Here is a 25,376-nt window from a genome sequence, read left to right on the forward strand (position 1 = left end):
GATGCCCTGCACTGCCTTTCTGGCCCTGGAGGAGGACTTTCATGTCCGGCGAACCTGACACCACCGAACAGATGGTTGGCAGCCCTGACCGCGTGGTCACTGACGAGCAGCGGGCGTACTGGGCCCAGGTCGAGGCGCCTATGGCCTCCTGCACCGCCTTGATCACCGATGCTGATGGCCGGATTCTCGTGGTTGACCCGACCTACAAGGACGGCTTCGACCTGCCTGGCGGCATGGTGGAGGCCGGCGAAACGCAGATCGAGGGCCTGGAACGTGAACTGGCCGAGGAACTCGACCTGACCGGCGTGCCGATCGGCCGGTTCCTCGTCCTGGACCAGGTCCCCGCTGCCCGGTACGGGCGGGCCATGGTCGTCACGGTGTTCCACGTGGGTCCCCTCACCGATCAGCAGACACAGTCCCTGCGCTTCGCGGACGGGGAGATCGGCGCCGCCGAGTTCCTCCCCGTCGAGGAGGCCCTCCCGCGGCTGCCGCACCGCCTCGCCCGCCGCATCCAGGCGGCATACGCCGCGCTGCTTGCTGGTGTGCCGGCTGTGCTGATTGACGGCACGTCCCACGTCCTGTCCGGCCCGGCCGGGTCGGAGGCGCGATGAAGCGGCTCCTGAAACGGGTCTGGAAGACGGAACAGACCGTCTCCGAGTCTGAGGTCGCGCTCTTCGGCGGGGCGCTGCGCTACGACTTCGGCTGGGTGCGCCACGAGTACGCGCGACTGGACACCAAATTCGGGCAGGCCGCCCGGATGGTGCCGACGCTGGTGGGCAGCACCCTGCGCCTGGCCTGGCAGGCGGACCGCCGTGCGCTGTTGACCATCGGGATCGCCGAGGTGGGCCAGAGCATCACCCAAGCCGCCGGGCTTCTGGTCACCAACCAGGTGATCCAAGCCCTGCTCAAGGACGGGGACAACGTCTCCCGGCTGCACGCCGCACTGCCGGCCCTGATCGCCGGCTGCATCATCGCCGTGGTCGGCACCGTCCTGGCCTGCCTTTCGACGGCGGGCACCGGGCGGCTGGAACCGAAAGTCGAGAGGCTAGCCACCGAACAGTTCCTGGAGGGCGCCGCCCGCGCGGAACTCGAGGCCATCGAAGACGGCGAGTTCCGCACCCTGCTGGACTCGGCGTACTTCGGCGCCCAGTCCTCCCGCACCATGATCGGCGTCTGCGTGGCCGTGGTGAACGGATTGTTCTCCCTCGTCGCCGCGGCCGGCGTGGTCACGGTCCTCAGCCCCGTACTGCTGCCCCTGCTGCTGCTCATCGCGCTGCCCCGTGGCTGGGGCGCCATGCATGTGGCCCGGCGCCGCTACGCCTCCCGGATGCAGTGGATCGAGCACGAGCGGGCCAAGCGCCTGGTCAACAACCTCATCACCGCCAGGGAATCCGCCACGGAGATCCGCGTTCACCAGGTCGGCCCCTTCCTGCTCGATCACTTCCACGAGATGGGCCAGACCGCCGAGGCCGAACAGACCCGCCTCGCCGACGGCCGCGCGGTCACCGAACTGATCGCTGCCGCCATGGCCGGCCTCGCATCGGCGGCCACGTTTGCCGGCCTGGGGGCGCTGTGGCTGACCGGCCACATGAGCGCCGCGACCGTTGCCACGGCCGCGCTCGCGATCCGCACCGGCTCAGCAAGCCTCGGCGCCCTCGTCGACAACATCCTGCGGCTGCACGAGGAGTCCCTCTACGTCCGCGACCTCGACCACTTCCGTGACGAAGCCGAACGCCGGGCCATCCCCACAGGCGGCCAGCCCGTGAACGACTTTCCCGACCACGTCACCTTCGAGAACGTGTCGTTCACCTACCCCGACCGCGACACTCCCGCTCTGCAGGAGGTGACCCTGACCTTCCCGCGCGGGGCCGTCATCGCCTTGGTCGGAGCGAACGGCAGCGGCAAGTCCACCGCGGTGAAGCTCCTCGCCGGGCTGCACCGGCCAACGGCCGGCCGCGTCCTGTGGGGGCAGACCGATCTCGTCGAGGCCGACCGGGTGGACATCTTCCGGCACGTGGCCGCTCTCGATCAGGGCTTCCAGCGCTGGCCCTTCACCCTGCGAACCAACATCCAGATCGGCCAGCCGGAACGCAACGCGGACGACGACATCGCCCGCGCTGCCGCCTACTCGGGCGCCGACAAGCTCGCCGACACTCTTCCCCGCGGTCTCGATACCCTGCTGGCCCGGCAGTTCCGCGGAGGCCAGGAACTGTCCGGGGGACAGTGGCAGACGGTCGGGCAAGCCCGGCTGCGCCATCGGCAGGCGAGCCTCGTCATTGCCGATGAGCCCACCTCCGCCCTCGACCCCGAGGCTGAGATCGAATCCTTCGAACGCATCCGCCGCCTGGCCGACGAAGGCAAGACCGTCGTGCTGGTCAGCCACCGCATGGCCGGCGTCCAGCACGCCGACATCATCTATGTCCTGGACGAGGGACACCTCGTGGAGAGCGGTTCGCACCAGGAGCTCATGGCGCGGCCTGATTCCCCCTACCGGCGCATGTACCTCCTGCAGGCCAACCAGTACGGCGGCGCCGCCGCACCGTTGGTGCTGCCGACTCCCTCGGCCAACGGCGAATCACATGCCGCCAGCACCCCCGACTGACACCCACCACCCGCCGCGCACCGCACGGCCCGGTGCGCGGCGGCCCAGCAAGTGGGCCGCCGACCCGCTGTGGAGCACGCTGCGCGACCTGCTGGGTTGCCTCGGCGTGATCGCGGCCGGCCTCGCCATCACCACGATCGTCACCCTCGTGACCTCCCACTTCCCCGACCCCAGGATCCGTCCGTGACCCACATCCCGCCCCGACTCGTCCTCGGAACCCGCGACTCCGACCTGGCCCTGGTCCAAGCAGCGCACGTCGCCGGACTACTCGAACACGCCTTCCCCCAGGTCGCCGTCCACGTGACCCCGATGAAAGCCGCCGGCGACCTGCACCAGGGACCTCTCGCGCAGATCGGCGGCAAGGCCGCCTGGGTACGCGAGCTGGACCGGGCGCTGGCCGCCGCACGCGTCGATGTCACCGTCTCGTGCGCCAAAGACCTCCCAGGCCCGCACGAGCGCGGCACCGACACCACCATCGGTGCCGTCCTGCCCCGCGAAGACGCCCGGGACGCCCTCGTCCTTCCCGTCGGACAGCCCGACGCCACCCTGGACGACCTCCCCGCCGGAAGCGTCCTCGGCACCAGCGCGCCGCGCCGCATCGCCCAACTCCGCACCCGCTACCCCCACCTCACCATCCAACCGGTGCGCGGCAACCTGCTTCCCCGCCTCGCCCGCCTCGACGCCGGCGAAGGCGACAACCCACTCGACGCCCTTGTGGTCTCGTATGCCGGACTGTGCCGGGTCTCCCAGGCGGGCCGTGCCACACAGCTCATCCCGGCCTCGGTGCTGGCCCCGGCCACCGGCGCGGGCATGCTCGTCGTCGAGCAGCGCAGCGGCGACACCATCGCCGCCCACCTCCTCGACGCCATCAATGACCCCGCCACCGCACGGCTGCTGGCCGTCGAGCGTGGCGTCCTCGCCCAGCTCAAAGGCAACTGCCAGACCGCCTGCTCAGTCCACGCCCACTACACCGACAAACCCCACCGGATCAGAGTCGACGCCGCCGTCTTCCACCCCTTGGGTGGCGACGCGATCCACGTCGCAGCCACCGGCCCGGCCGACGACCCCGGCGGCCTCGTGGAGAACATCACCCAGCTGCTGCACGGCGAAGGAGCCGAACGACTCCTGCCGCGCTGACCGTGTGCGGCCCTGGTCGGCAGCGGGAGCCCACCACGGGACGCGACACCGAACGGCGGGGCCGTAACAGCCTTTACTTACGAGGGGAGTTCACCGACGTGCCGCACCGATCCGAACCCGACGCCGAAGGAAGCCTGTGGCGGGACAGAGACTTCCGGAACTACGCCTTCGCGCAGGGCATCAGCGTTACCGGAAGCGGCGTGACCACGATCGGACTGTCCGTCCTGGCCGTCGTCGAACTGCACGCCTCCACCTTCAACGTCGCGCTGATCGCCTTTGCCTCCAAACTCCCACCCCTGCTGTTGTCCCTCCACGCCGGCGTCCTGGCCGACCGCCGCCGCAAACGCCCCGTGATCATCACCTGCGACCTGCTCTGCGCCGCCGTTCTGCTCACCCTCCCCACCGCACAAATCCTCGCCCGCATCACCTTGATCCACCTGTACGCGGTCGCCTTCACGGTGGCCGCCCTGCAGGTGGTCGGCAGTAACGCGTCCATCAGCTACCTGCCCTCCCTCCTCGGCCCAGGCCGGATCAAGGACGGCAACTCCAAGATGGGCGCCAACAACTCCCTGGCCGACCTGATCGGCACCAACTCCGGCGGTGTCCTCGTCACGGCGCTCGGCGCGGCCCGCGCCGTCACCGTCGATGCCGCCTCCTACCTGGCCAGCGCCCTGCTCCTGTCGCGCATCAAGCACCGGGAAGACCCGCCTCCCACACGCACGGCGGGCACGAGCCACTGGGCGGAAATCCGCGAGGGGCTCACCTACACCCTGCACACCCCCGTCGTGCGCTCGATCGTGCTGTCGAATACGGCCACCTCCTTCGTCCTGGCCGCCAGCAGCGCCCTGTGGTCGCTGTACCTGCTTCGCGAACTGCACTGGACCCCGACCGCCCTCGGGATCGTCATGGGCGCCGGCGGAGTCGGAGGCATCCTCGGAGCCCTCGTCTGGCAGCCCCTGGAACGACGCTGGGGCCCAGGCAAGGTGATGCTCGGCGCACTCGCCCTCAACCCACTCGCCCAGATCCCCCTGGTCCTCGTCACCCCCGGGCTCGGCGGGCAGATCGCCATTGGTTCCGGCATGGTCATCCAAACCGGCGCCGCCGTGTGCCACGGCGGGCTCCAGCGGGCCGTCCGCCAGGAACTCGCCCCCGACCATCTCCAAGGACGGGCCCAGGCCACCGGCTCCTGGCTCGCCTTCAGCCTGCGCCCGTTCGCCGCGCTCGCCGCCGGCGCACTGGGCACTCTGCTCGGCCTGCGTCCCACCCTCACGCTCATCACCGTGGCCCTGGTCGTCCCGTTCCTCGTGCTGTGGAACTCGCCCGTCCGCGCTCTCGGCCCCGCCGCCCTCGTCTCCCTGACCCCGGCAGAGGAGCCCGCCAACCCATGACGAACACCAACCCGGCCGACTACTGGGACCCGCTGTGGGCATCGGGACGCCGCTACCGCGGACTCGGCCCCGAGGAACAGCAGCTGACCCGCCGCTTCCTCGGCGCCGGCCGCGGCCGGCCCGCGCTTGACATCGGCTGCGGGGCCGGCGCACTTGCCCGCTACCTGCACGCCGACCTGGGATACCGCACCACGGCGATCGACTGCTCCTCCGCCGCTCTGAAGATCGCGCAGGCCGAGCAAACCGCGATCGTCGGCCCGGGCTTTTGTCACCTGGACATCGAGACTGACGACACCAGCGTTCTTCCCGACGCTGGCTACGCCCTCGTCACCTGCCGACTGGTATTCGCCTTCATCAAGGACAAGCCCGCGTTTCTCGACCGCGTTCGATGGCTCCTCCCACCCGGCGGAACGTTCTGGCTGGTGACCCCTCTTGTTGAACGCCTCCCGGAGGAACGGAAATCGATCGGAATCACCGTGCAGCAGGCGGAATTGCTGACCGCGCCCTGGTCATCGGTCCGAAGTGAAGACCTGGACTCGATGCGCTGCTACGCCCTGCGCCCCTGACCCGTCACGATCCAAATCCTGACCTCTACGAGGCCCCTCGGTGGCAGGGACAGGTCGGCTCAGGCTGCTGCTGCCCGCAGGTGGGCCAACAGGCCCTCCGTATCCGTCAGATCCGGAACGACGAAGTCGGCGCCGCCGGCACGGAGTTCCGCCACTGAGTGGATGCCCGAGGCGACAGCAATACAGCGCGCCCCGGTGTCATGCGCGGCCCGCACGTCGCGCGGCGTATCACCGATGAGTACGGTCGGCGTCGTCATTGGCACGCCATAGGCGGCGTGAATCCGGGCCCGGGCAGCATCGACGAGACGGGCCCGGTCCTCACTGTCCTCGCCGTACCCACCCACGGACATGTCGAGCAGGACGTCGAGAGCGAAAGCCCCCAGCTTGACGCGCGCATTCGCCGCGATGTTGCCCGTGAGGACCGAGGAACAGACCTCGGAGTCAGCCGCGAGCGCCTTCAACGCCTCCTGGACACCAGGCAGAACCCGGCCTCGTCGCCGCAGGTCCTCCTCGCGGCCCCGCCCGGCTTCTTCCAGCGCCAACTGCGCCGACTCCCATCCGGGAACCGGCAGAGCGTGCTGGACGAACATCTCGCGCATGATCGCCCGGTCGGTGCGTCCTTCCGTCGGCGCGGGCAACTCGGCGTCCCGCCCAGCGAGGGCCTTGAAGGCGCTGGCGTAGATCTCTTTGCTGACGCCGGCGTTGTCTACGAGGGTATGGTCCACGTCCCAGAGCACGATGAGCTGCACGTGCCCAGGGTAAGCAGCGTGAACTGCCTGTTAATAGTGCCCTCTTGGGACGTCCTGGCGTCCCGCAAGATCTTGCCGCGTCCCAGGACGTCCTGCGAGGATGCGAATGTGAACGAGCGGCTGCGTACGGTGATGATCCAACGAAAGGTGACCCCGGAGGATCTTGCGGCGTCCTGCGAAGTCGACGTCAAGACGGTGGAGCGCTGGATCAGCCTGGGCCGACAGCCACTCCGCAGGCACCGCTGGGCGGTCGCGCGGAGACTCGGCGTGGACGAATCGTATTTGTGGCCGCCGGAGGAGGACGACACTCCGGGCCAGCCGACGGAACAGACGGAGCTGGTCGCCGCCTTTCCCAATCGCGCGAGCGTCCCGCAGAAAACCTGGGTCCGCCTCCTGAAGTCCGCGCAGGAGCAGATCGACGTCCTGGTGTTCAGCGGAACGTTCTTCGCCCAGACCAACCCGCGCGTGGCGGCGATGCTCGCCGAGCGCGCCGACGCCGGCGTCCGGGTCCGCCTCTGTTTCGGCGATCCGTCCGGCAAGGCGGTCGCCGTCCGAGACGAGGAAGAAGGGATCGGCGGCACCCTCTCCGCGAAAATCAGGGCATCGCTCACCTACTACCGCAAGCTGATCGGCACCCCCGGCTGCGAGGTACGCCTCCACGACACGACCCTGTACAACAGCCTCTTCCGTTTCGATGACGCACTCCTCGTCAACCCGCACGTCTGGGGGCAGCCCGCCAGCGCCAACCCCCTGTTCGAACTCCGACGCTTGGGAGACGACGGCTGGTTCGACCACTACGCGGGCAGCTTCGACGCCGTCTGGGAGACTGCAAAACCCTGGTCACCCGAATCCATGTGAGGAGCACGGCCCGCGATGGGACGTACGGAGTACTGGTACGACGAGAACGCACCCAAGCCGAACACCCTGATCCCCGCGTGCAACATGCTCGCCGCCCGGGAGAGCGACGGTGCCATCCTCCTGCAGCGCCGCCGCGACACCGGTCAGTACGCACTCCCCGGCGGAGCCATGGACATCGGCGAATCCCCGGCCCAGTGCGCGGTGCGGGAATGTAAGGAGGAGACCGGAGTCGATGTCATGCCCATCGGCCTCCTTGGCGTTTACTCGCTCCCCGAACATGTGGTCGCCTACACGGACGGCGAGATCCGGCAGGCATACGAAGTGACCGTGATCGGACGCCCCGTCGGCGGCGAACCGACTGTCAACGATGAAGCAGACGACGTCCGCTGGGTCCTGCCCGGTGATCTGGACTCGTACGACATCCACCCCTCCATGAGGAAGCAGATCGCCCACTACTTGGACGGGACGCATCCCCACGTCGACTGAGCGCGGTGCCCTGCCTTACCGCTCGGCCAGGATCAGCCGGGCTTCGACGCTGTACACAGCAGTTCGCAGATCCTCGTCGGCCCGGCGGATGAACCGGCCGACGATGCTGTCGCGGTCGTACCGGGTGAGGATCTCCGCCAGCCGGACATCCACGGTGGTGGGGGTACCGTCCGGGGTGGTGGTCATGTCGCAGTACACGAGAGCATCCACCAGCTCGGCGTGGTCGAGGATCGGGAACTCGGCCTCCAGCTCCTCTCGCAGTCCGCGCTCCTCTGCCTCCAACCGTGCGCACGAGTGATTGGCGACCAGCCGTACCAGGCGCTCGTCCGCAGCCGAATGGTCGCGCAGGTATCGGGCGCCGTCCAGCGGATGGAACCCCGTTGTGGCCAGTGACGGCGTGTAGCCGATGTCGTGCAGCATTGCCGCGGCCCACAAGAGTTCCGCATCGTCGCCAAGGATTCCCGCCAGGGACTGCGCCTTTGCGGCGACGCCCTGAGAGTGCGCCCAGCGCCGCGGCAGGGGCTCGGCGAGGAGGGACCCGGCCAGGTCACGGGCCCAAGGGGTGAGATCCATGCTCCGCAGCCTATGGGGGAGGCGCGTTGACCGTTTGGTGATCAGCAGGACGTCCCAGGACGTCTCGGGTGGTCCCCGCGCTTCGCATCCAGCCAGCTTTCAGCAATGGCATTTAGGGGCGGTTGCCTCATGGGGCCTTTCCTGGTCAAGGACGCGACGCAGCAGTCGCGCGGTGGGAGGTCCTCGTTGCCGGGGCGCGGGCGGCAGCCGCCGACCCTGTCCAGTACCTGACCGTATGCAGGGCAGTATGTGCCTGTTCACCGTGGCCGCCGTCTACCTCTGGCGTTTCGCCCCGGCATCCTCGAAGACGTCGTCACGGCCTTTGACTTTCTCTGGAGTTCCCGCGTGAGTGAGCAGCCCGACCGGCAGATCCAGAAGCCGTTCCTGTACGTCGTCGTATGCGCGGCCGGTGTCGCAGGCGACGTCGGCACGCTGATCACTGCTGCTCAGGGAGCAGAATGGGACGTGGGTGTCGTCGCCACCCCGCAGGGCCTTGGCTTCCTCGACGCCGAGACGGTCGAGGCGCAGGCCGGCTACCCGATCCGCTCGGCCTGGCGTTCGCCCGGAGACCCTCGTCCGCTGCCGCCTGCTGACGCCATCGCGGTCGCGCCGGCCACCTTCAACACGATCAACAAGTGGGCCGCCGGCATCTCCGACACCCTGGCGCTGGCCATCCTTTGTGAGGCGTACGGGCTCGGCATCCGCACCGCGGTCCTCCCGTATCTGAACTCCGCCCAGGCCGCCCATCCCGCGTACCGCCAGAGCGTGGAGCGGTTATGCGAGATGGGCATCCTGATCGGCTCGTACGAGCTTCACCAGCCGAAGGCCGGCGGTGGGGCGGACCGGTTCCGCTGGGACGAGGCGTTGGAGCTGCTCACACCCAGGCTGGCCGCGCGACCAGTTACGGGGTGAGCCGGTTCGGCCCGCGGAAGAGGAAGCTGGCCTCGCGGATGGAGTCCAGGCCGAGCAGCACCATCAGCACGCGCCCGAGGCCCATCCCGAGCCCACCGTGGGGCGGGCACCCGTACCGGAACGCGTTCAAGTAGTCCCGCATCGGCTCGGGGCTCATCCCCTTCGCGGCGGCCTGCTCCAGCAGTACGTCATACCGGTGCTCGCGCTGCGCACCGGTGGTGACCTCCAGCCCCTTCCACAGCAGGTCGAAGCTGAGCGTCCCGCTCGGGTCGTTGGCCGGCCGCATGTTGTAGAAGGGCCGGATGCTGGCCGGGTAGTGAGTGATGAACACGAATTCGTGACCGGTGGCCTGTTGGATGTGAGCGCTGATGCTCCGCTCACCCTCAGGGTCCAGGTCCTCCTTGCCCCCTGCCCGGTCCCAGCCGCTCTCGCGCAGGATCTTCTGCGCTTCGGCCATGGTGACGCGGGGGAATGGCGTCGTGGGCACGGTGACCTCGACACCGAAGCGCTCGGCGATCGCCCCGCCGTGTGCGTCCGCGACCTTGGCGATCGCGTGGGCGAGCATCTGCTCCTCGAACGCCATCACGTCCTCGACCCCGTCGATCCAGGCCAACTCCACGTCGACGCCCGTGAACTCGGTGGCGTGCCGGGAGGTGAACGACGGCTCGGCGCGGAAGACCGGCCCGATCTCGAAGACCTTGTCGACGCCCGCCGAGATCGCCATTTGCTTGAAGAACTGCGGTGACTGCGCCAGGTAGGCGCTGCCACCGAAGTAGCCGAGCTTGAACACCTCGGCGCCCGACTCTGAGGCGATGCCCATGAGCTTGGGCGTGTGCATCTCGGTGGCGCCCTGCGCGAAGGCGTACTCGCGCATGCCCTGTTCCAGAGTGGTCTGCACGGCGAACATCAACTGGGTGGCGGGACGGCGGCGCACGTCCAGGAAGCGCCAGTCCATCCGCTGCTCCAGGCCGGTGTGCTCGTCGATCGGCAGCGGTGTGGCGGCCGGGTTCAGGACCTCAACCGCCTCAGGGACGATTTCCAGGCCGCCAAGCTTGACCTGGGCGGCGTCGACGACGCGGCCGGTGATCTTGACTGCGGATTCGGGGGTGAGAGCTTCGAGTTGGGCCTCCACCGGCCCGTCCTTGCGCTTGTGGGTCACCTGCACCATGCCGGTGCTGTCGCGCACGATGACGAACTGCATAGTGCTCTGCAGGCGAAGGGTGTTCACCCATCCGCAGACAGAAACGGTACGGCCGACGTGTTCTCGCAGGTCGGAGACGTGTACGCGGCTGTGGATCATTCGGGTCCTCCGAAGGACGTCGTCATGATCCCTTGGGAGTGCGGGCGAGAAGGGCAACTCGCGGTACCACCGCACTTTCGCCGCCACGCGGTGGCGGCCTCATTCGGCCCGGTGACGGGGGCCGGCCGGCGGGGCATTGGACCACCGGGTGGGGTCGTTCCTCCCCGCGCTCGGGAGGGTCTTCACCACAGGGCACGAGACCGCCTTCCCAGCTTCCGGCGGCTCTCTCGGCTCGTGTGATCCGTGGCTACTCGTCTCCGTCGACGCGTTGCTGTGCAGGGTACGGAGCGTGTAGCGGCGATGGCAATCGAGAACCTGGCGATAGCGGGTCCCATACGGCTGGCTGCGGCTGTCGATGCCAACGGTGGTTTCCGTACGGCAGGCGCTCGGCGAAGTCGTGATTGAGGGAACTTGAAGGTGCCGAGTTGTACCTCAAGTTGGCCGCAAGGTCGCCCCCATCGACGTCTGAGATCAGACGCGGCGCCGACTCACCTGCGTGAGTCGCCGCCGTTTCCGTTTGGCTTTGATGCGTGGCAGGCGCGTTGTCAGGGCGCCGATCGATGGTCATGCGGGGGGACGGCAGTTCCGATCGGTATCGGCCCGATCGAGATCGTCGATGCCATGCCCGGAATGCTCGCACGGATCACGAAGCCCAACCGTGCCCCAGGGCGAGTCGGCCGACTTGATGTGCGTCGCGTTGCTCCGTGATCCATCGCTCGACCTGGCCCACGGAGTTCGGCAATGGTTGGTCCGTGGTGTCGAGCAGTTGAGTGCGCCATCGGGGATCACTGGCATGCCAGCTGGTCCAGCGGTGCCAGACCATCTTGTGCCAGCTGTTGTCGATGATGACGTCGGGCCGGTGGCCGGGGTTGAGAGCGTGCTGCCGGTGCCATGTGGCCCAACCGAGGAAGGCGTCGACGGCCGGCGTGTCCCACCGGCCGGGGTCACGTGCGGCAAGACGAGCGCGCCGGACCTCGTCGGCGACATCGACCAGGCATACGGCGATGCCATCGAGAAGCGGCGCGGAGGGCACGGCGAGGACTTCACCCAGGGGAGACTGGCCGGTGAGTAACAGGTCGATGCCGCGCTCCTGGTACTCCAGCGCGCGCTGCACCCACATCTCGGTCATCCGGTGGCGCCAGTGCAGGTCGGCGCCCGCTGGCACACCAAGTTCATCAAAGTCGTGCACGACGATGTGCGGGAGCCTGCTGGCGGTGGCGTAGGCGAGCGTCGTCTTGCCCGAGCAGCTCGACCCGGTGAGCTTGAACAACATCGCCCCACAGTGCCAGCGCCTTAGCGCCGCTCTCGACCCATTTCTGCTCGACCACTGCCTCGGCCGGGTACCAAGCGAGGTAGCGGGCGCCAGGCCGGCCCAGGTCCGGGTTAAGCCGGTGATCATCCACGTCATGAGGGCGGCGGTGACGGCGATCTGGACAGCGACGGCACGTGTACGGGCAGGAGCCTTCGGGCGGGAGGAGAAAGGGTGCGGGGGCGGCCCCTTAACCGGGGCGCCGGGTGTCAACGCTCGGGCTTGCGGGGCCGCTGCATGAGCGCGGCGGCGGCCTCGTCGAGGGTGACTTTCTCATGCAGCAGGGCGGAGATCACTTCCGTGATCGGCATCTCCACGCCCTGGGCATAGGCCAGGGCGAGAATCGCCTCGGCGGATTTGACGCCCTCGGTGGTCTGCCGGGTGGCGGCCGTCGCTTGTTCGACGCTCAGGCCCTGGCCGAGGTGGGTGCCGAAGGTGCGGTTGCGGGAGAGCGGGGACGAGCAGGTGGCCACCAGGTCGCCGAGGCCGGCAAGCCCTGCGAGGGTGGCCGGGTGGGCGCCCATGGCCACAGCCAGCCGGGTGGTCTCCGCCAGCCCGCGTGTGATGAGCATGGCCGAGGCGTTGTCGCCCAGGCCCATCCCGGAGGCGATGCCCACCGCCAGAGCGATGACGTTCTTCACCGCTCCGCCCAGCTCGCAGCCGGTCACATCGGTGCTGGTGTAGGGCCGGAAGTACGAGGTGTGGCACGCCTGCTGGAAGCGTCGGGCGGCGGCCTCGTCGGCGCAGGCGACGGTGGCGGCGGCGGGCTGGCCCTTCATGATCTCGCGGGCGAGGTTCGGGCCCGACAGCACCGCGACCCGGTCCGCACTCACGCCGGTCACCTCGCTGATGACCTGGCTCGCTCGTTCCCTGCTGCCCAGTTCGATGCCCTTCATCAGCGACACGATCACGGTGTCGGGCCCGATGTGCGGTGTCCACGCGGCGAGGTTGGTCCGCAGGGACTGGGCGGGGATGGACAGCACGAGGTAGTCGGCGCCGTGAAGCGCGGCGGCCGGGTCGGTCGTGGCCCTCAGAGCGGGCGGCAGCTCGACATCCGGGAAATAGCCGGGGTTGCGGTGAACCGTGTTGATCGCGTCGGCGATCTCGTCCCGGCGGGCGTGCACGATGACGTGGGTGCCGGCGTCGGCCAGGATCTTGGCGACTGCGGTACCCCAGGAGCCGGCCGAGAACACCGCCGCACGGGCAGAACGGTGCTGGGTCACTGAGGGGCCTCTCGCCGGACGTGGGCCCGTCACCGGGGCGGCACCCGGGCCCCGACATCTTATCGGCGGTGCCAGGCCCAGCTGGAACACACGCGGGGCGCCGCAGGACCAGCAGGAGGGCGCGGCGGCCGGGCCCTGTGGGCAACACCTGGTGAGCTTCGCGCAGCATGATCTGCGCCTGTTTCTCGCCCGCGCTGGAGTTCGTCGGCGTGGGCGATCCACAGCCGGTAGGGCCGGTCCCACATCGCGGGTTTCGCGGGCCGCTCGTTCATGTGCTCCACCGCGAGCCTGGCCGCGTGTGCCTGCTTCTCCCAGACGGGTTCCGCGCCGCGCCGCAGCGCCCGGGTCAGAACCAGTCGGCCGCCGGGGCCAGGACGCGGCCCAGCTCGCCCACAGCCACTGCCCGGTCGGCGGTGCGAGGGCGTCCACGTACACGATGCCGTGGGCACTGAAGTCGGGCGGGCCGGTGTCCTCCCGCTCGGCAACGCAGAAGGCAGCCCGGTCGGCGGACACCCCGAAGCGGGGCGACGGTCGGTGGCTTGCACGATGGCGACCGGGGAGAGGTGGAAGCTGGTGACCTGCCGGAGCGAGGGGGCGGAGGGCTTCTCGTGGAGTCGCATGGGGAAGCATCCGGCCGTGTGGCCTACCCCGCAGATAAACCGCTTGCAGCCGATGGCCGTGGCAACTCCTTGATCTCGTTCGCGCGGGGCGGTGAGACAGCGCCTCCTCAGGACGCCCCGCTGCCGGCGGCGCTGGTGGTCTTGTGGCGAGCCGGTAGGGTCCTCATGGTCTTCGATCGGTACCGTCAGTCCTGGGAGCTTCCGGGGGGGAATCCCCTCGCCAGGCGGCCACGCGCGAGCTGCTGGAGGAGAGCGGGCAGCAACCTGACGAACGGTTGCGGTTCATCGGCTACGCGCGATTCGTGCTGGCGCCTGACCGGCGAGCCGAATATCTGGCCCTGTACGCAGGAACCTGCGCCGAGACCCGCGCCTTCGAGCCCACCCAGGAGATCTCGGCTATCCGCTGGTGGGACCTCCTCGAACGCCTCCCGGGGTATGTGCAGCCCCTGGACGCCTACCTCGCCGCGCTCACCCGGTAGCCCAGCAGCAGCCGCCACCGCGCCATCGAGCAGTGGTCAATGTTCAGCGGCCAACGGTCAAGGTTCGCTGTCACCGGACATCAGCTCACGGCAGACGAGAAAGAGACCCAAAGGACTGGAACCTCCTCCGGGATCATGTCAACGTACAACGTCCCGTAAAAAACCAGGCCAGGGATGGGGCCTCCGATGCGACCGGCAGCAGGCTGGCCGCTCCGGCGGCCTGTACCTGCGCTCTGCTTCGGCCGAAACCGCCTCAAGGAGGCGCACCTGTCGGATCCCGCTCAGCGATCCCCAACTTCACTGCTCCTACCCGCTTGGCATTTGGCGCCTTCGAACGCGGGGACTGCACAGGAGTGAGAGGACTACGGCACCGTCTGCGCTGCGCGTCTGTGCGGCCAGCTGTTCGGCGACGACTTGGCTGCAACGCGGCCACCGCTGTAACTAAGTGGTCCTCACACACATCGCGATGCACCCGGAGCCGCAGCGCGACGGGTCGCTCGACCTGTCGGCTCTCTCGAACGCGTAATGGCAGGCAGCCTTGACCGGCTCACTGACAGTGGGCTTTCGGCACTCGTGATGGACGGCACCCCACGGTCTCTGGCCCTACCGGCTGCCGTTCCGGGCGTCGTCCGCCGATGAGAACGTCCGTGGACCTCCCGTGCGGGGCGAAACATAGACGACGATCGCCGGTTAGCCAAACCGGCGATCGTGACGACCATTGAGGGTGTTCGCAGCGGCTGTGCTTGGCGGTGGAGCCGTTGTGGAACGCAGCCGGTAGTGCCGCAAGACGCAAGGAGGTAATGAGCGGCCCCCGCCTGCGGCTTCCCTGATTGCAGCGCCGGTTCGCTCAAAGCAGCGATGCCCACGCCGAGTTGGCGTAAGGGCTCTCTGGTGTTGCTGATGCCGTTCTGTCGCTCCGTGCGCTCCCTCTCAAGGAATTCACTCATGTGCCGATCCGCGATACCTCCTGCCCTTTTTCACCCCAGCCTGGCGGTCCCATCCGCCTTGCTCGCTGACTCCGCGTCTATCCGCAATCGCGGGGCGGCGTCATGACGGTAGCGGTTCGGCCTGCGCAAAAGCTGACGGTCGACGAGGTCTGCGCTGAGCTGCAGGTCTCTCGATCGACCTTCTACGACTGGCGCCAGAAAGGACGCGGGCCACGCTGCATCCGACTGCCCAACGGCTCGCTCCGCATACGGCGCGGTGACTTCGAAAACTGGCTTATGGATTGTGAGGACTCTTCTTGATGGACACCAGCTCGTTGGATGTTCGCTTCTACCCCATCGAGACGAACAAGCGGGCTAATGGCAACACCTACACCGTCCGCTGGAAGGTCGCCCACAAGAAACACAGCAAGACGTACAAGAAGAGCGCGGTAGCCGACGATGAGCGTGCGAAGCTGATGTCCGCGCACAGGAAACGCGAGCCGTTCGACATCGAAACCGGGAGGCCGATCTCCTGGACGTCCAAGGCCGCCGAGGTGAACTGGTACGACTTCGCGATCGAGTACGTCGACTGGAAATCGCCCAGCGCCGCTATCAACACCCGTAAGAACATGGCGAAGGCGCTCACACCCGTGACCATCGCCCTGCTGCGCACGCCGCTGCCTCAGCACTTCGAACCGGTGAAGGTCCGCAGGGCGCTGCGGGAGTACGCCTTCAATATCCGACAACGTGCAAATCAGGAGAGGCCCATACCGGCCGAGGTGCAGACGATCCTCAACTGGGTCCAGCGCAACTCTCTCCCGATGAGCGCCTGGGAGAAGACCGAGCACGTTGACAAGGTCGTAACAGCCCTCACCACGCGCCTTGACGGTACTGCCGCAGCCGCCAGCTCCGTCAGGCGCAACGACCGCATCATGAACTTGGTCATGGCCTACGCGATCGAGCACAGCTACCTGAAGGCCAACCCTCTCCCGAAGGGTAAGGGCGCGCGTACTGCTCCGAAGGTGGCCCAGGCCATCGACAAGCGTTGCCTGCTGAACGGCGACCAGGTCGCGAAGATGCTGGACTGGATAGGCCAGCGTCCGCGTCGTGGGCGCATCTACCGGGCATTCTTCGCCACCCTCTACTACGCCGGCCTTCGGCCAGAGGAGGCGGTTGCACTCCGGGTGGGGGACGCCACGCTGCCGGAGACAGGGTGGGGCGAATTCCTGGTCCACGAGGCTCAGCCCGAAGTCGGAAGGCAGTGGACCGACACCGGCGAGGTCCATGAGAAGCGGCATCTCAAAGGACGGGCAGAGGGCGACACGCGTCTGGTCCCCATCCACCCGGTCCTCGTCGTGATCCTTCGCGAGATGATCAAGAAGTATGACCTTGGGTCGGCCGACCTCCTCTTCCCGGGGGAGAAGGGTGACATGCTCGCGGGGTCGGTGTTCAGGCGCGTCTGGGCCAAGGCGCGCGAGGAGGTCCTGTCCGATCACGAGTTTCAGTCACCGACTGGCAAGCGCGTGTATGACCTGCGTCATACCTGCCTGACAGCCTGGATGAACGAGGGCATCCCGCACTCAGAGGTCGCCGAGATGGCCGGCAACAGTGTGCCGGTCCTGCAGGCCATCTACGCGCGCTGCGTCGTCGGCCAGCGGGAGCTCTACCTGAAACGCGCCGAAGCCGCGCTGAGGCTCCCAGAAGTGGCGTCGTGAGAAGCGGAGCGGCCTCGGACCCCCGAAGAGGGGGCCCGAGGCCGCTCCGCTTTGTGTGCTGAAAGGGGGTGTCGGGCCCGTCCCGCGCCCCCTGATTTTGTGGGACGTATGTGGGACGGACACCCGTAGAAGCCCGGTTTTGGCCGGTGTCAGCCGGACTCGGCCCCTGGCGGAGGCGAACGATCCGACTAACGTGGAAGGTCGTGAAAATGCATTCTGAACTGCGAAAACATCGCCAGCTCGACCGGTGGTCAGTGGCGCCCCCGGCAGGACTCGAACCTGCGGCCAAGCGCTTAGAAGGCGCCTGCTCTATCCACTGAGCTACGGGGGCCGGGTGTGGTGGCCTCGGTCGCGGTGGGCCCGGGTGCGGGCTGGTCCTTGACGTTGCCGGGGACAAGGATAGGGCTCCCGGGTCCTTGTCCTGGTTGCTTCGCCTCCGTGGCTCAATGTGGAGGTTCAGTGAAGCGGTCCTGATAATCGCAGGCAGGTACGAATCGTGCACCGCTTTTGGCGTCTCGCGCATCGGGTGTTGTGCACTCGTTATGCCTGGACTACGCCTACGTCCCAGTCGTCCCTTCCGTCCCTTGTGTTCCGTCGGCGCGCAGACATGCCCATATGCTTCAGAATTCCCCTAAAATTGGGCATTCTTCGCATGTGGTGACCTTGGACGTACGGCCTCAGCTGCTCGACGCACTCTCCGCCCTTCGCGACCGTGTCGCCGCCGCACGCTTCCCGCTGCCCCTGGCGGGGGCTCCACGCGCGCGTGCCAACCGCGACGAACTGCTCGCGCAACTCGACGACTACTTGGTGCCCCGACTGAGGGAACCTGAAGCACCCTTGCTCGCCGTTGTCGGCGGGTCCACCGGGGCCGGGAAGTCGACCCTCGTCAACTCCCTTGTGGGACGCCGGGTCAGCGAGGCCGGCGTCCTGCGGCCCACGACCCGGACACCGGTCCTGGTCTGCCATCCCGAGGACCACCACTGGTTCAGCGGGATGCGCGTCCTGCCCGACCTCACGCGCGTGTGGGTGCCCCAACAGGAGGCCGGCCGCGACCCCGACGACGATCTGCTGCTCCCCGGCGAGGACGGCGCCCGGGTCCTGCGCGTCGAGACCGCCGACAGCATGCCGCGCGGACTCGCCCTCCTCGACGCCCCCGACATCGACTCCCTCGTCGCCGACAACCGTGTCCTCGCCGCCGAACTGATCTGCGCCGCCGACATCTGGATCATGGTCACCACGGCCGCCCGGTACGCCGACGCCGTCCCCTGGCACCTCCTGCGCACCGCCAAGGACTACCAGGCCACCCTCGTCACCGTCCTCGACCGGGTGCCCCACCAGGTGGTGTCCGAGGTGTCCCGGCAGTACGGCGCCCTCCTCACCAAGTCCGGCCTCGGCGACGTACCGCGCTTCACCGTGCCCGAACTGCCCGAATCCGCCTGGGGTGGTGGGCTGCTTCCGGCCACTGCGGTGGCACCGCTGCGCGCCTGGCTCACCCAGCAGGCGCAGGACCCGGCCAGCCGCCAACAGGCCATGGCCCGTACGGCGTACGGCGTCCTGGACTCCCTCAAGTCCCGCATGCCCGAGCTGGCGGGCGCCGCCGCCGCGCAGTACTCGGCCGCCCTGCGGCTCACCGCGGCCGTCGACGGGGCCTACGACAGCGAGCACGCGCGCGTACGGGGGCGGTTGCAGGCCGGTGCCGTGCTCGCCGGGGACGCGCTCAAGCGGTGGCGCGCCTTCCCGCTCGACTGCACCGCGGGCGAACTCCTCGACGCCCTCGTGGAGAGCCTCTGCGCCCTCCTGCTCTGCTCCGTCACCGCCGCCGACGAACGCGTCGACGACGCCTGGCGCCGCGAACCCGCCGCGGGCGCCCCGGAACTTACGGCTCCCGACCCGTCCCAGGAGAGCGTCGAACACCGCATCGGGATGGCCGTACGACGGTGGCGGCGCGAGCTGGAGGAGTACGCCGAGGAGGAGCTGCGCGACCTCGACCGCGGTGTCGCCCCGGACGTCGAGGCGGTCGCCGCGCTCGTCGCCACCGCACTGCTGGGCGGCCGACGCGCCCGGTCCGCCGGTGAGGGCCTCGCCGAACGCATCGGCGCCCACGGCGCCCTGCGGCTGCGCGACCGCGGCGGACGGCTCCTCGCCGACCACCTGGACCGGGTCATGCACACCGAACGCGAGCGCCGCCTCGCCCCGCTCGACGCCCTCGACGTCCATCCGGAGCCCCAGGCCGAACTCATCGCCGCGCTGTCCGTACTGCAGAAGGAGAGGTGACCGCGGTGACCGCCGTCACTGACCAGGACCACCACGACGCCTCGGGGACCGGGCCCGCGGAGCCCACCGAGCCGACCGATCCGCCGCCCCCGGCCGAAAACACGCCTCCACAGGAGGGACTCTCCGACGACGACAAAGCCGAGGGGAAGGAGGAAAGCGAGGACGATGGCGGGGCGCCCGAAAGCGAGGCCCCTGAGGAGGTCCCTTCCGCCGACGGCGACGGCCACGCGCGCGTGGCCGCCGATTCCGGCTCGGTCACCCCTACCGCACCCAAGGAACCCCGCGCCGAACCCGGGCCCTCCGGCGCCTGGGACGACGGCCTGATCGCACGCCGCGTGACCGAGACCGACGGCCCCGCGCGCGAGACGGTCGTCGAGCCCCGGATCACCGCCACCCCCCAGCCCGTGATGCCCCTGGCGTACGACGGACAGCTGCGCTCCCGGCTCGACGCGCTCCGCGAACTCGTGGGGCTGTCCCGTACCCGCCTCGACAGCAGAACCCTCGCCGAGGCCGGCCGGGTCCTCGACGAGGCGGCCGCCCGGCGCAGACTCTCCGGACAGCACACCGTCGTCGCCATCGCGGGCGCCACCGGCAGCGGCAAGTCCCAGCTGTTCAACTCCCTCGCCGGAGTACCCATTTCGGAGACCGGGGTACGCCGGCCCACCACCGCCGCGCCCATCGCGTGCAGCTGGAGCGACGGCGCCGCGACCCTCCTCGACCGCCTCGGCATCCCGGGACGGCTGCGCCGGCGCCCCCTGCAGAGCGCGGAGGCGGAGGCGCAGCTGCGCGGCCTGGTCCTCGTCGACCTGCCCGACCACGACTCGGCGGCCGTCCAGCACCGCGAACAGGTGGACCGCGTACTGGCACTGGTCGACGCGGTGATCTGGGTCGTCGACCCGGAGAAGTACGCGGACGCCGTGCTCCACGAGCGCTATCTGCGGCCCATGGCCGGCCACGCGGAGGTCATGTTCGTCGTCCTCAACCAGGTGGACCGCCTCCCCGGGGAGGCCGCCCACCAGGTCCTCGACGACCTGCGGCGCCTGCTCGACGACGACGGCATCGCCCTGGGGGAGTACGGCGAACCGGGCGCCACCGTGCTCGCGCTGTCCGCGCTCACCGGGGACGGCATCGGCGAACTGCGCGAGGCCCTCGGACAGTTCGTGGGCGAACGCGGGGCCGCGGCCCGCCGGATCTCGGCCGACCTCGACGCCGCCGCCTGGGAGCTGCGGCCCGTGTACGCCACCGGACGGCGCGCCGGGCTTAGCGAACGGGCCCGGGACGAGTTCGCCGACCGGCTCGCCGACGCCGTGGGCGCCACCGCCGCGGGCCAGGCCGCCGAACGCGCCTGGCTGCGCAACGCCAACCGCGCCTGCGGCACCCCGTGGCTGCGGCTGTGGCGCTGGTACCAGGACCGCCGCGAACCCTCCACCGGCCGCTTCGCCGTACGCACGCAGCCGGACGAGGAGGCCACGGCCCGCCAGCGGGTCGAACAGGCGGTGCGTACGGTCGCGGAGCGGGCGTCGGCCGGACTGCCCGCGCCATGGGCGCTGGCGGTGCGTGAGGCGGCCGTACGCGGCTCCCAGGGCCTGCCCGAGGCGCTGGACGAACTGGCGGCCCGGGCCGGGACACCCTCGGGTCGGCCGCCCCGGCCGGGCTGGTGGCCTGTGGCCGTACTGGCGCAGGCATCCATGACGCTCCTCCAGATCGTGGGCGGGCTGTGGCTGGCAGGCCAGATCGTCGGCGTCATGGCGCCGAACCTGGGCGTGCCGGTGCTGCTGATGTCGGTGGGCATCGTCGGCGGCCCGGGAGTGGAGTGGAGCTGCAAACTGGCGGCTCGCGGCCCTGCCCGCCGATACGGCCTGGAGGCGGAACGACGGCTGCGGGAGGCGGCGGCCGGCTGCGGCCGGGCCCGGGTACTGGATCCGGTGGCGGCCGAACTGCTGCGGTATCGCGAGGTGCGGGAGCAGTACGTGCGGGTGACGGGTGCTCGGGCGGTGGTGGGGTGAGAGTGGAAAACGGCAGGTCAAACGAGGTGAACCCCGGAGGAGTGAGACGAGAGAGGGAAATGGATCACTCGGTCGGGTGACGGAGTTGTCCACAACCGGCCGGTAGTCCACAGCGCTCAGCGGGCTCGGCCCGGCGGATGCATTCTGGCTTCGCGGCGATCACGACGGACGCGATCGACGCGGGGCGGTGACCGGAGAAACACACGGTCGCCGTGCCGGAAGCAGCCGTACGGGACGGGCCCGTACGGGTATCCGCCCGGCGCGAGTGCGCCGGGACCGGGAGGGGTGGTCCGCATGAACGAGACGATGGTGTGCGTGGTGGGCAACGTGGCGACGCAGCCGGTCTACCGAGACCTGGCGTCGGGGGCGTCGGCGAGGTTCAGGGTCGCGGTGACCGCGCGCTACCTGGACCGCGAGAAGAACGCGTGGACGGACGGACACACCAACTTCTTCACGGTGTGGGCGAATCGGGCGCTCGCGACGAACGTCGGGGCGTCCCTGACGCTCGGCGAACCGGTCATCGTGCAGGGCCGGTTGAAGGTGCGCACGGAGGTGCGCGACGGGCAGAGCTGGACATCGGCGGACATCGACGCCGTGGCGATCGGCCACGACCTCGCACGGGGCACATCGGCGTTCCGCCGCTCGGCCGGACCGCTCAAGGGCGAGGCAGGGGCGCCGGCCCGTCCGGAACCCAGCTGGGAGACACCGGCGGCCGATGAGGAGACCCAACAGCGGCGGGAACCGGCGGCGGTGACGTGACCTCAGGTCCGAACTGAGGCTTATCGGTGAACTGGCCGGCACGCGGATGATCTTGGCGATAACGATTCCGAGTCGGATCGGTTATCGGATGACCGGACTGGGAAATGCGGTCCGCCCGCGTCCCTAGGATGCCGGGCATAGCTCACGGGGCCTCTGATGCTGCTGGTGGGACCGCACCCCCCACGTCAACGAGTCCTGTTCGAAGGGGAATTCTGTGTTTTCTTCGTTCTCCGCGCTGTCCGGGCGCGGGCGAGCGGCGGCGGCCCGGCTCGCCGCCGCGACGATGGTGTCCGGTCTCGCCATGACCGGTGCGCTGGTCGGCGCCGGTACGGCCGTCGCCGACGGAACTCCGCAGCAGCAGGGCGGGGCGACCGCCACCATAGGCGGGCTGAAGACGTACGGCGCGGCCGTCGTCCACGGCGACGACGGCGACGAGCAGATCTCCGCGGGCCTGTTCGAGATGTCCGTCGACAACGGCGGCACGCTGCAGACGTACTGCGTCGACCTGCACAACCCGACACAGAAGGACGCCAAGTACCAGGAGACCTCCTGGAGCGGCACCTCCCTGGGCGGCAACAAGGACGCGGGCCGGATCCGCTGGATCCTGCAGAACTCCTACCCGCAGGTGAACGACCTCGCGGCGCTGGCCGACCGGGCGGGCGCGGCCGGCCTCACCGAGCAGGACGCGGCGGCCGGCACCCAGGTGGCCATCTGGCGCTACTCGGACGGCGCGGACGTGGACGCCGTGGACCCGGCGGCCGAGAAGCTCGCCGACTACCTGGAGAAGAGCGCGGAGAACCTCGCGGAGCCCGAGGCCTCGCTGACCCTCGACCCGCCCGCGGTCTCCGGACACCCCGGGGAGCGGCTCGGACCGGTCACCGTGCACACCGACGCGGACAGCGTCACGGTGATACCGCCCGCCGACGCCGCGACGAGCGGGGTGCGGGTCGTCGACCAGGACGGCAAGCCCGTCACGTCCGCGGTCGACGGCGGCCAGGTCTTCTTCGAGGTGCCCGAGGACGCGCTGGACGGTTCGGCCGCCCTGAGCGTCCAGGCCTCGACCAGCGTCCCGGTCGGCCGTGCCTTCACCTCCGACAGCAGAAGCCAGACCCAGATCCTCGCCGGCTCCAGCGAGTCCACGGTCTCCGCGACGGCGACCGCGAACTGGGCGGCCACGGGCCCGGTCCCCGCGCTGTCCGCACAGAAGAACTGCGCCAAGGACGGCGTGGACATCACGGCCGCCAACAAGGGCGACGAGGCGTTCACCTTCCAACTCATGGGCTTCGAGCACACCATCGAGGCCGGGGAGTCGCGCACGGTGACGATCCCCTTGCAGGAGGACCAGCCCTACGACTTCACGATCCAGGGACCGAACGGCTTCGAGCAGCGGTTCACGGGCGTCCTCGACTGCGAGACCCAGGGCGCCGCGACCGGCGACTCGGTCCAGACGCTCAGCGAACCCAGCCCGGCCCTGGCGGGCGACGACACCACCGCCGGAGGCGTCAACCTGGCCGAGACCGGCGGTTCCAGCGCGACGCCGATGATCGCGGGCATAGCGATCGTCCTACTGGTGATCGGCGGCGGAGTGGTCCTCCTGGTCGGCAAGAAGGAGCCCCACGGAACAGGCGCCAAGGAGTGAGCGCGAGCGACACCGCACCTTGACAACTCAACAGTGTGTGACCGCCCGGTGACCCACTGATTCCAGCGGCCCCGGCCCGCCTCCCAGGCGCCGGGGCCGCTGACGTACTCGTTTCCCCGCAGGGGTGGCGGTACGGCAAGATGGGGTGTAACCCACCACTGCCAGATTTCAAGCTGCCGGACGGTTTCTCTTGGCTGAGTTCATTTACACCATGCGCAAGACGCGTAAGGCGCACGGCGACAAGGTGATCCTTGACGACGTGACGCTGAGCTTCCTGCCCGGCGCGAAGATCGGTGTGGTCGGCCCGAACGGTGCCGGTAAGTCCACCGTTCTCAAGATCATGGCGGGCCTGGAGCAGCCGTCCAACGGCGACGCCTTCCTGTCGCCCGGCTACACGGTCGGCATGCTCCTCCAGGAGCCGCCCCTCGACGAGTCCAAGACCGTCCTGCAGAACGTCCAGGACGGCGCCGCCGAGATCATGGGCAAGCTCAGGCGCTTCAACGAGGTCGCCGAACTCATGGCGACCGACTACTCGGACGCGCTCCTGGACGAGATGGGCAAGCTCCAGGAGGACCTGGACCACGCCAACGCGTGGGACCTGGACACCCAGCTGGAGCAGGCCATGGACGCCCTGGGCTGCCCGCCCGGCGACTGGCCCGTCACCAACCTCTCCGGTGGTGAGCGCCGCCGCGTGGCGCTGTGCAAGCTGCTCCTGGAGGCCCCCGACCTGCTGCTCCTCGACGAGCCCACCAACCACCTGGACGCCGAGTCCGTGCAGTGGCTGGAGCAGCACCTCGCCAAGTACCCCGGCACCGTCGTCGCCGTGACCCACGACAGGTACTTCCTGGACAACGTGGCCGGCTGGATCCTGGAGCTGGACCGCGGTCGCGCCATCGGCTACGAGGGCAACTACTCGACGTACCTGGAGAGCAAGGCCTCCCGTCTCAAGGTCGAGGGCCAGAAGGACGCCAAGCGTGCGAAGCGTCTGAAGGAAGAACTCGAGTGGGTGCGGTCCAACGCCAAGGGGCGTCAGGTCAAGTCCAAGGCCCGTCTCGCCCGTTACGAGGAGATGGCCGCCGAGGCGGACAAGATGCGGAAGCTGGACTTCGACGAGATCCAGATCCCGCCGGGCCCGCGGCTGGGTTCGATCGTCGTCGAGGTCACCAACCTCACCAAGGCCTTCGGCGAGAAGGTCCTCATCGACGACCTGTCGTTCACGCTGCCGCGCAACGGCATCGTCGGCGTCATCGGCCCGAACGGTGCCGGCAAGACGACCCTGTTCAAGATGATCCAGGGCTTCGAGACCCCGGACTCCGGTTCGATCAAGGTCGGCGAGACCGTCAAGATCTCGTACGTCGACCAGAGCCGCGAGAACATCGACCCGAAGAAGACCCTGTGGGCCGTCGTCTCGGACGAGCTGGACTACATCAACGTCGGCCAGGTCGAGATGCCGTCCCGCGCCTACGTCTCCGCGTTCGGGTTCAAGGGCCCGGACCAGCAGAAGCCGGCCGGTGTCCTCTCCGGTGGTGAGCGCAACCGCCTGAACCTCGCGCTCACCCTCAAGCAGGGCGGCAACCTGCTGCTCCTCGACGAGCCGACGAACGACCTCGACGTCGAGACCCTGTCCTCGCTGGAGAACGCGCTGCTCGAGTTCCCGGGTGCCGCGGTGGTCGTCTCCCACGACCGGTGGTTCCTGGACCGGGTGGCGACGCACATCCTCGCCTACGAGGGCGAGTCCAAGTGGTTCTGGTTCGAGGGCAACTTCGAGTCCTACGAGAAGAACAAGATCGAGCGGCTCGGCGCCGACGCCGCCCGCCCGCACCGCGCCACCTACAAGAAGCTGACCCGGGGCTGA

At 69.1% G+C, this 25,376-nt stretch carries 22 protein-coding genes and 1 tRNA gene; 17 read left to right on the top strand and 6 right to left on the bottom strand.

What is annotated here, in order from left to right; translation table 11 throughout:
* Positions 1-41: 41 nt before the first annotated feature.
* From LUX31_RS33430 to LUX31_RS33455, 6 genes are all read left to right on the top strand, one after another.
* Positions 42-611 carry an NUDIX domain-containing protein gene (locus LUX31_RS33430; RefSeq protein ID WP_235479044.1) on the top strand — a complete coding sequence of 190 codons (570 nt, stop codon included), beginning with the start codon at positions 42-44 and terminating at the stop codon, positions 609-611.
* Positions 608-2,602, top strand: a complete 1,995-nt coding sequence (locus LUX31_RS33435; RefSeq protein WP_235479045.1) for an ATP-binding cassette domain-containing protein — start codon at positions 608-610, stop codon at positions 2,600-2,602. The genes LUX31_RS33430 and LUX31_RS33435 overlap by 4 nt, the downstream gene beginning before the upstream one ends.
* The gene (locus LUX31_RS33440; protein ID WP_235479046.1) at positions 2,580-2,789 is read left to right on the top strand and encodes a hypothetical protein; all 210 of its coding nucleotides are present in this window, start codon (positions 2,580-2,582) and stop codon (positions 2,787-2,789) included. The genes LUX31_RS33435 and LUX31_RS33440 overlap by 23 nt, the downstream gene beginning before the upstream one ends.
* The gene (gene hemC / locus LUX31_RS33445) at positions 2,786-3,739 is read left to right on the top strand and encodes a hydroxymethylbilane synthase (protein WP_235479047.1); all 954 of its coding nucleotides are present in this window, start codon (positions 2,786-2,788) and stop codon (positions 3,737-3,739) included. The genes LUX31_RS33440 and hemC overlap by 4 nt, the downstream gene beginning before the upstream one ends.
* Before the next feature lie 98 nt (positions 3,740-3,837).
* A complete protein-coding gene (locus LUX31_RS33450; protein WP_268828234.1) occupies positions 3,838-5,127 on the top strand; it encodes an MFS transporter in 1,290 nt (429 codons plus the stop codon).
* On the top strand, positions 5,124-5,693 hold the full coding sequence (locus LUX31_RS33455) for a class I SAM-dependent methyltransferase (RefSeq protein WP_235479049.1): 570 nt from the start codon (positions 5,124-5,126) through the stop codon (positions 5,691-5,693). The genes LUX31_RS33450 and LUX31_RS33455 overlap by 4 nt, the downstream gene beginning before the upstream one ends.
* Before the next feature lie 59 nt (positions 5,694-5,752).
* On the opposite strand, the gene LUX31_RS33460 is transcribed toward LUX31_RS33455, so the two are convergent.
* A complete protein-coding gene (locus tag LUX31_RS33460) occupies positions 5,753-6,442 on the bottom strand; it encodes an HAD family hydrolase (protein WP_235479050.1) in 690 nt (229 codons plus the stop codon).
* 108 nt (positions 6,443-6,550) lie between these two features.
* Here LUX31_RS33460 and LUX31_RS33465 point away from each other — a divergent pair, with 108 nt between their 5' ends.
* Together LUX31_RS33465 and LUX31_RS33470 are read left to right on the top strand one after the other, a co-directional pair.
* Positions 6,551-7,300 carry an XRE family transcriptional regulator gene (locus tag LUX31_RS33465; RefSeq protein ID WP_235479051.1) on the top strand — a complete coding sequence of 250 codons (750 nt, stop codon included), beginning with the start codon at positions 6,551-6,553 and terminating at the stop codon, positions 7,298-7,300.
* Positions 7,301-7,315: 15 nt separating this feature from the next.
* Positions 7,316-7,786, top strand: a complete 471-nt coding sequence (locus LUX31_RS33470) for an NUDIX hydrolase (RefSeq protein ID WP_235479052.1) — start codon at positions 7,316-7,318, stop codon at positions 7,784-7,786.
* 15 nt (positions 7,787-7,801) lie between these two features.
* Here the strand turns inward: LUX31_RS33470 and LUX31_RS33475 are convergent, their stop codons facing one another.
* Complete coding sequence (locus tag LUX31_RS33475) at positions 7,802-8,359, bottom strand: HD domain-containing protein (protein WP_235479053.1); 558 nt, start codon at positions 8,357-8,359, stop codon at positions 7,802-7,804.
* A 345-nt stretch (positions 8,360-8,704) separates the two neighbouring features.
* Here LUX31_RS33475 and LUX31_RS33480 point away from each other — a divergent pair, with 345 nt between their 5' ends.
* Positions 8,705-9,271 carry a flavoprotein gene (locus tag LUX31_RS33480; RefSeq protein WP_235479054.1) on the top strand — a complete coding sequence of 189 codons (567 nt, stop codon included), beginning with the start codon at positions 8,705-8,707 and terminating at the stop codon, positions 9,269-9,271.
* Here LUX31_RS33480 and aspS read toward each other — a convergent pair.
* The 3 genes from aspS to LUX31_RS33495 all read right to left on the bottom strand — a co-directional run bounded on the left by aspS (position 9,261) and on the right by LUX31_RS33495 (position 13,103).
* Positions 9,261-10,571, bottom strand: coding sequence for an aspartate--tRNA(Asn) ligase (gene aspS, locus LUX31_RS33485; RefSeq protein ID WP_235479055.1), 1,311 nt, complete (start codon positions 10,569-10,571; stop codon positions 9,261-9,263). The genes LUX31_RS33480 and aspS overlap by 11 nt on opposite strands.
* A gap of 643 nt (positions 10,572-11,214) precedes the next feature.
* Positions 11,215-11,844 carry an AAA family ATPase gene (locus LUX31_RS33490; RefSeq protein WP_235479056.1) on the bottom strand — a complete coding sequence of 210 codons (630 nt, stop codon included), beginning with the start codon at positions 11,842-11,844 and terminating at the stop codon, positions 11,215-11,217.
* Positions 11,845-12,089: 245 nt separating this feature from the next.
* Positions 12,090-13,103: an NAD(P)H-dependent glycerol-3-phosphate dehydrogenase gene (locus tag LUX31_RS33495; protein ID WP_235479057.1), complete on the bottom strand. Its 1,014-nt coding sequence runs from the start codon at positions 13,101-13,103 to the stop codon at positions 12,090-12,092.
* A gap of 862 nt (positions 13,104-13,965) precedes the next feature.
* Here LUX31_RS33495 and LUX31_RS33500 point away from each other — a divergent pair.
* The 3 genes from LUX31_RS33500 (at position 13,966) to LUX31_RS33510 (ending at position 16,843) form a co-directional block, all read left to right on the top strand.
* On the top strand, positions 13,966-14,202 hold the full coding sequence (locus LUX31_RS33500) for a hypothetical protein (protein WP_235480145.1): 237 nt from the start codon (positions 13,966-13,968) through the stop codon (positions 14,200-14,202).
* A 1,049-nt stretch (positions 14,203-15,251) separates the two neighbouring features.
* The gene (locus LUX31_RS33505) at positions 15,252-15,449 is read left to right on the top strand and encodes a helix-turn-helix transcriptional regulator (protein ID WP_119580331.1); all 198 of its coding nucleotides are present in this window, start codon (positions 15,252-15,254) and stop codon (positions 15,447-15,449) included.
* The gene (locus LUX31_RS33510; protein WP_235479058.1) at positions 15,449-16,843 is read left to right on the top strand and encodes a tyrosine-type recombinase/integrase; all 1,395 of its coding nucleotides are present in this window, start codon (positions 15,449-15,451) and stop codon (positions 16,841-16,843) included. The genes LUX31_RS33505 and LUX31_RS33510 overlap by 1 nt, the downstream gene beginning before the upstream one ends.
* 255 nt (positions 16,844-17,098) lie before the next feature.
* Here the strand turns inward: LUX31_RS33510 and LUX31_RS33515 are convergent.
* Positions 17,099-17,174 (bottom strand) — tRNA-Arg (locus tag LUX31_RS33515).
* A 323-nt stretch (positions 17,175-17,497) separates the two neighbouring features.
* Between LUX31_RS33515 and LUX31_RS33520 the strand changes: the two genes are divergently transcribed.
* The 5 genes from LUX31_RS33520 (at position 17,498) to ettA (ending at position 25,376) form a co-directional block, all read left to right on the top strand.
* Complete coding sequence (locus tag LUX31_RS33520; RefSeq protein ID WP_235479059.1) at positions 17,498-19,117, top strand: dynamin family protein; 1,620 nt, start codon at positions 17,498-17,500, stop codon at positions 19,115-19,117.
* Positions 19,118-19,122: 5 nt separating this feature from the next.
* Complete coding sequence (locus LUX31_RS33525; protein ID WP_235479060.1) at positions 19,123-21,123, top strand: YfjP family GTPase; 2,001 nt, start codon at positions 19,123-19,125, stop codon at positions 21,121-21,123.
* Between the two features lie 294 nt (positions 21,124-21,417).
* Positions 21,418-21,882, top strand: coding sequence for a single-stranded DNA-binding protein (locus LUX31_RS33530; RefSeq protein ID WP_235479061.1), 465 nt, complete (start codon positions 21,418-21,420; stop codon positions 21,880-21,882).
* Positions 21,883-22,096: 214 nt separating this feature from the next.
* Positions 22,097-23,521 (top strand): Cys-Gln thioester bond-forming surface protein, encoded by a 1,425-nt coding sequence (locus tag LUX31_RS33535; protein ID WP_235479062.1) that lies wholly within the window; start codon positions 22,097-22,099, stop codon positions 23,519-23,521.
* Positions 23,522-23,711: 190 nt separating this feature from the next.
* Positions 23,712-25,376 (top strand): energy-dependent translational throttle protein EttA, encoded by a 1,665-nt coding sequence (ettA, locus tag LUX31_RS33540; RefSeq protein WP_235479063.1) that lies wholly within the window; start codon positions 23,712-23,714, stop codon positions 25,374-25,376.

It is taken from the genome of Streptomyces sp. GQFP (genome assembly GCF_021545335.1).
Taxonomy (GTDB): domain Bacteria; phylum Actinomycetota; class Actinomycetes; order Streptomycetales; family Streptomycetaceae; genus Streptomyces.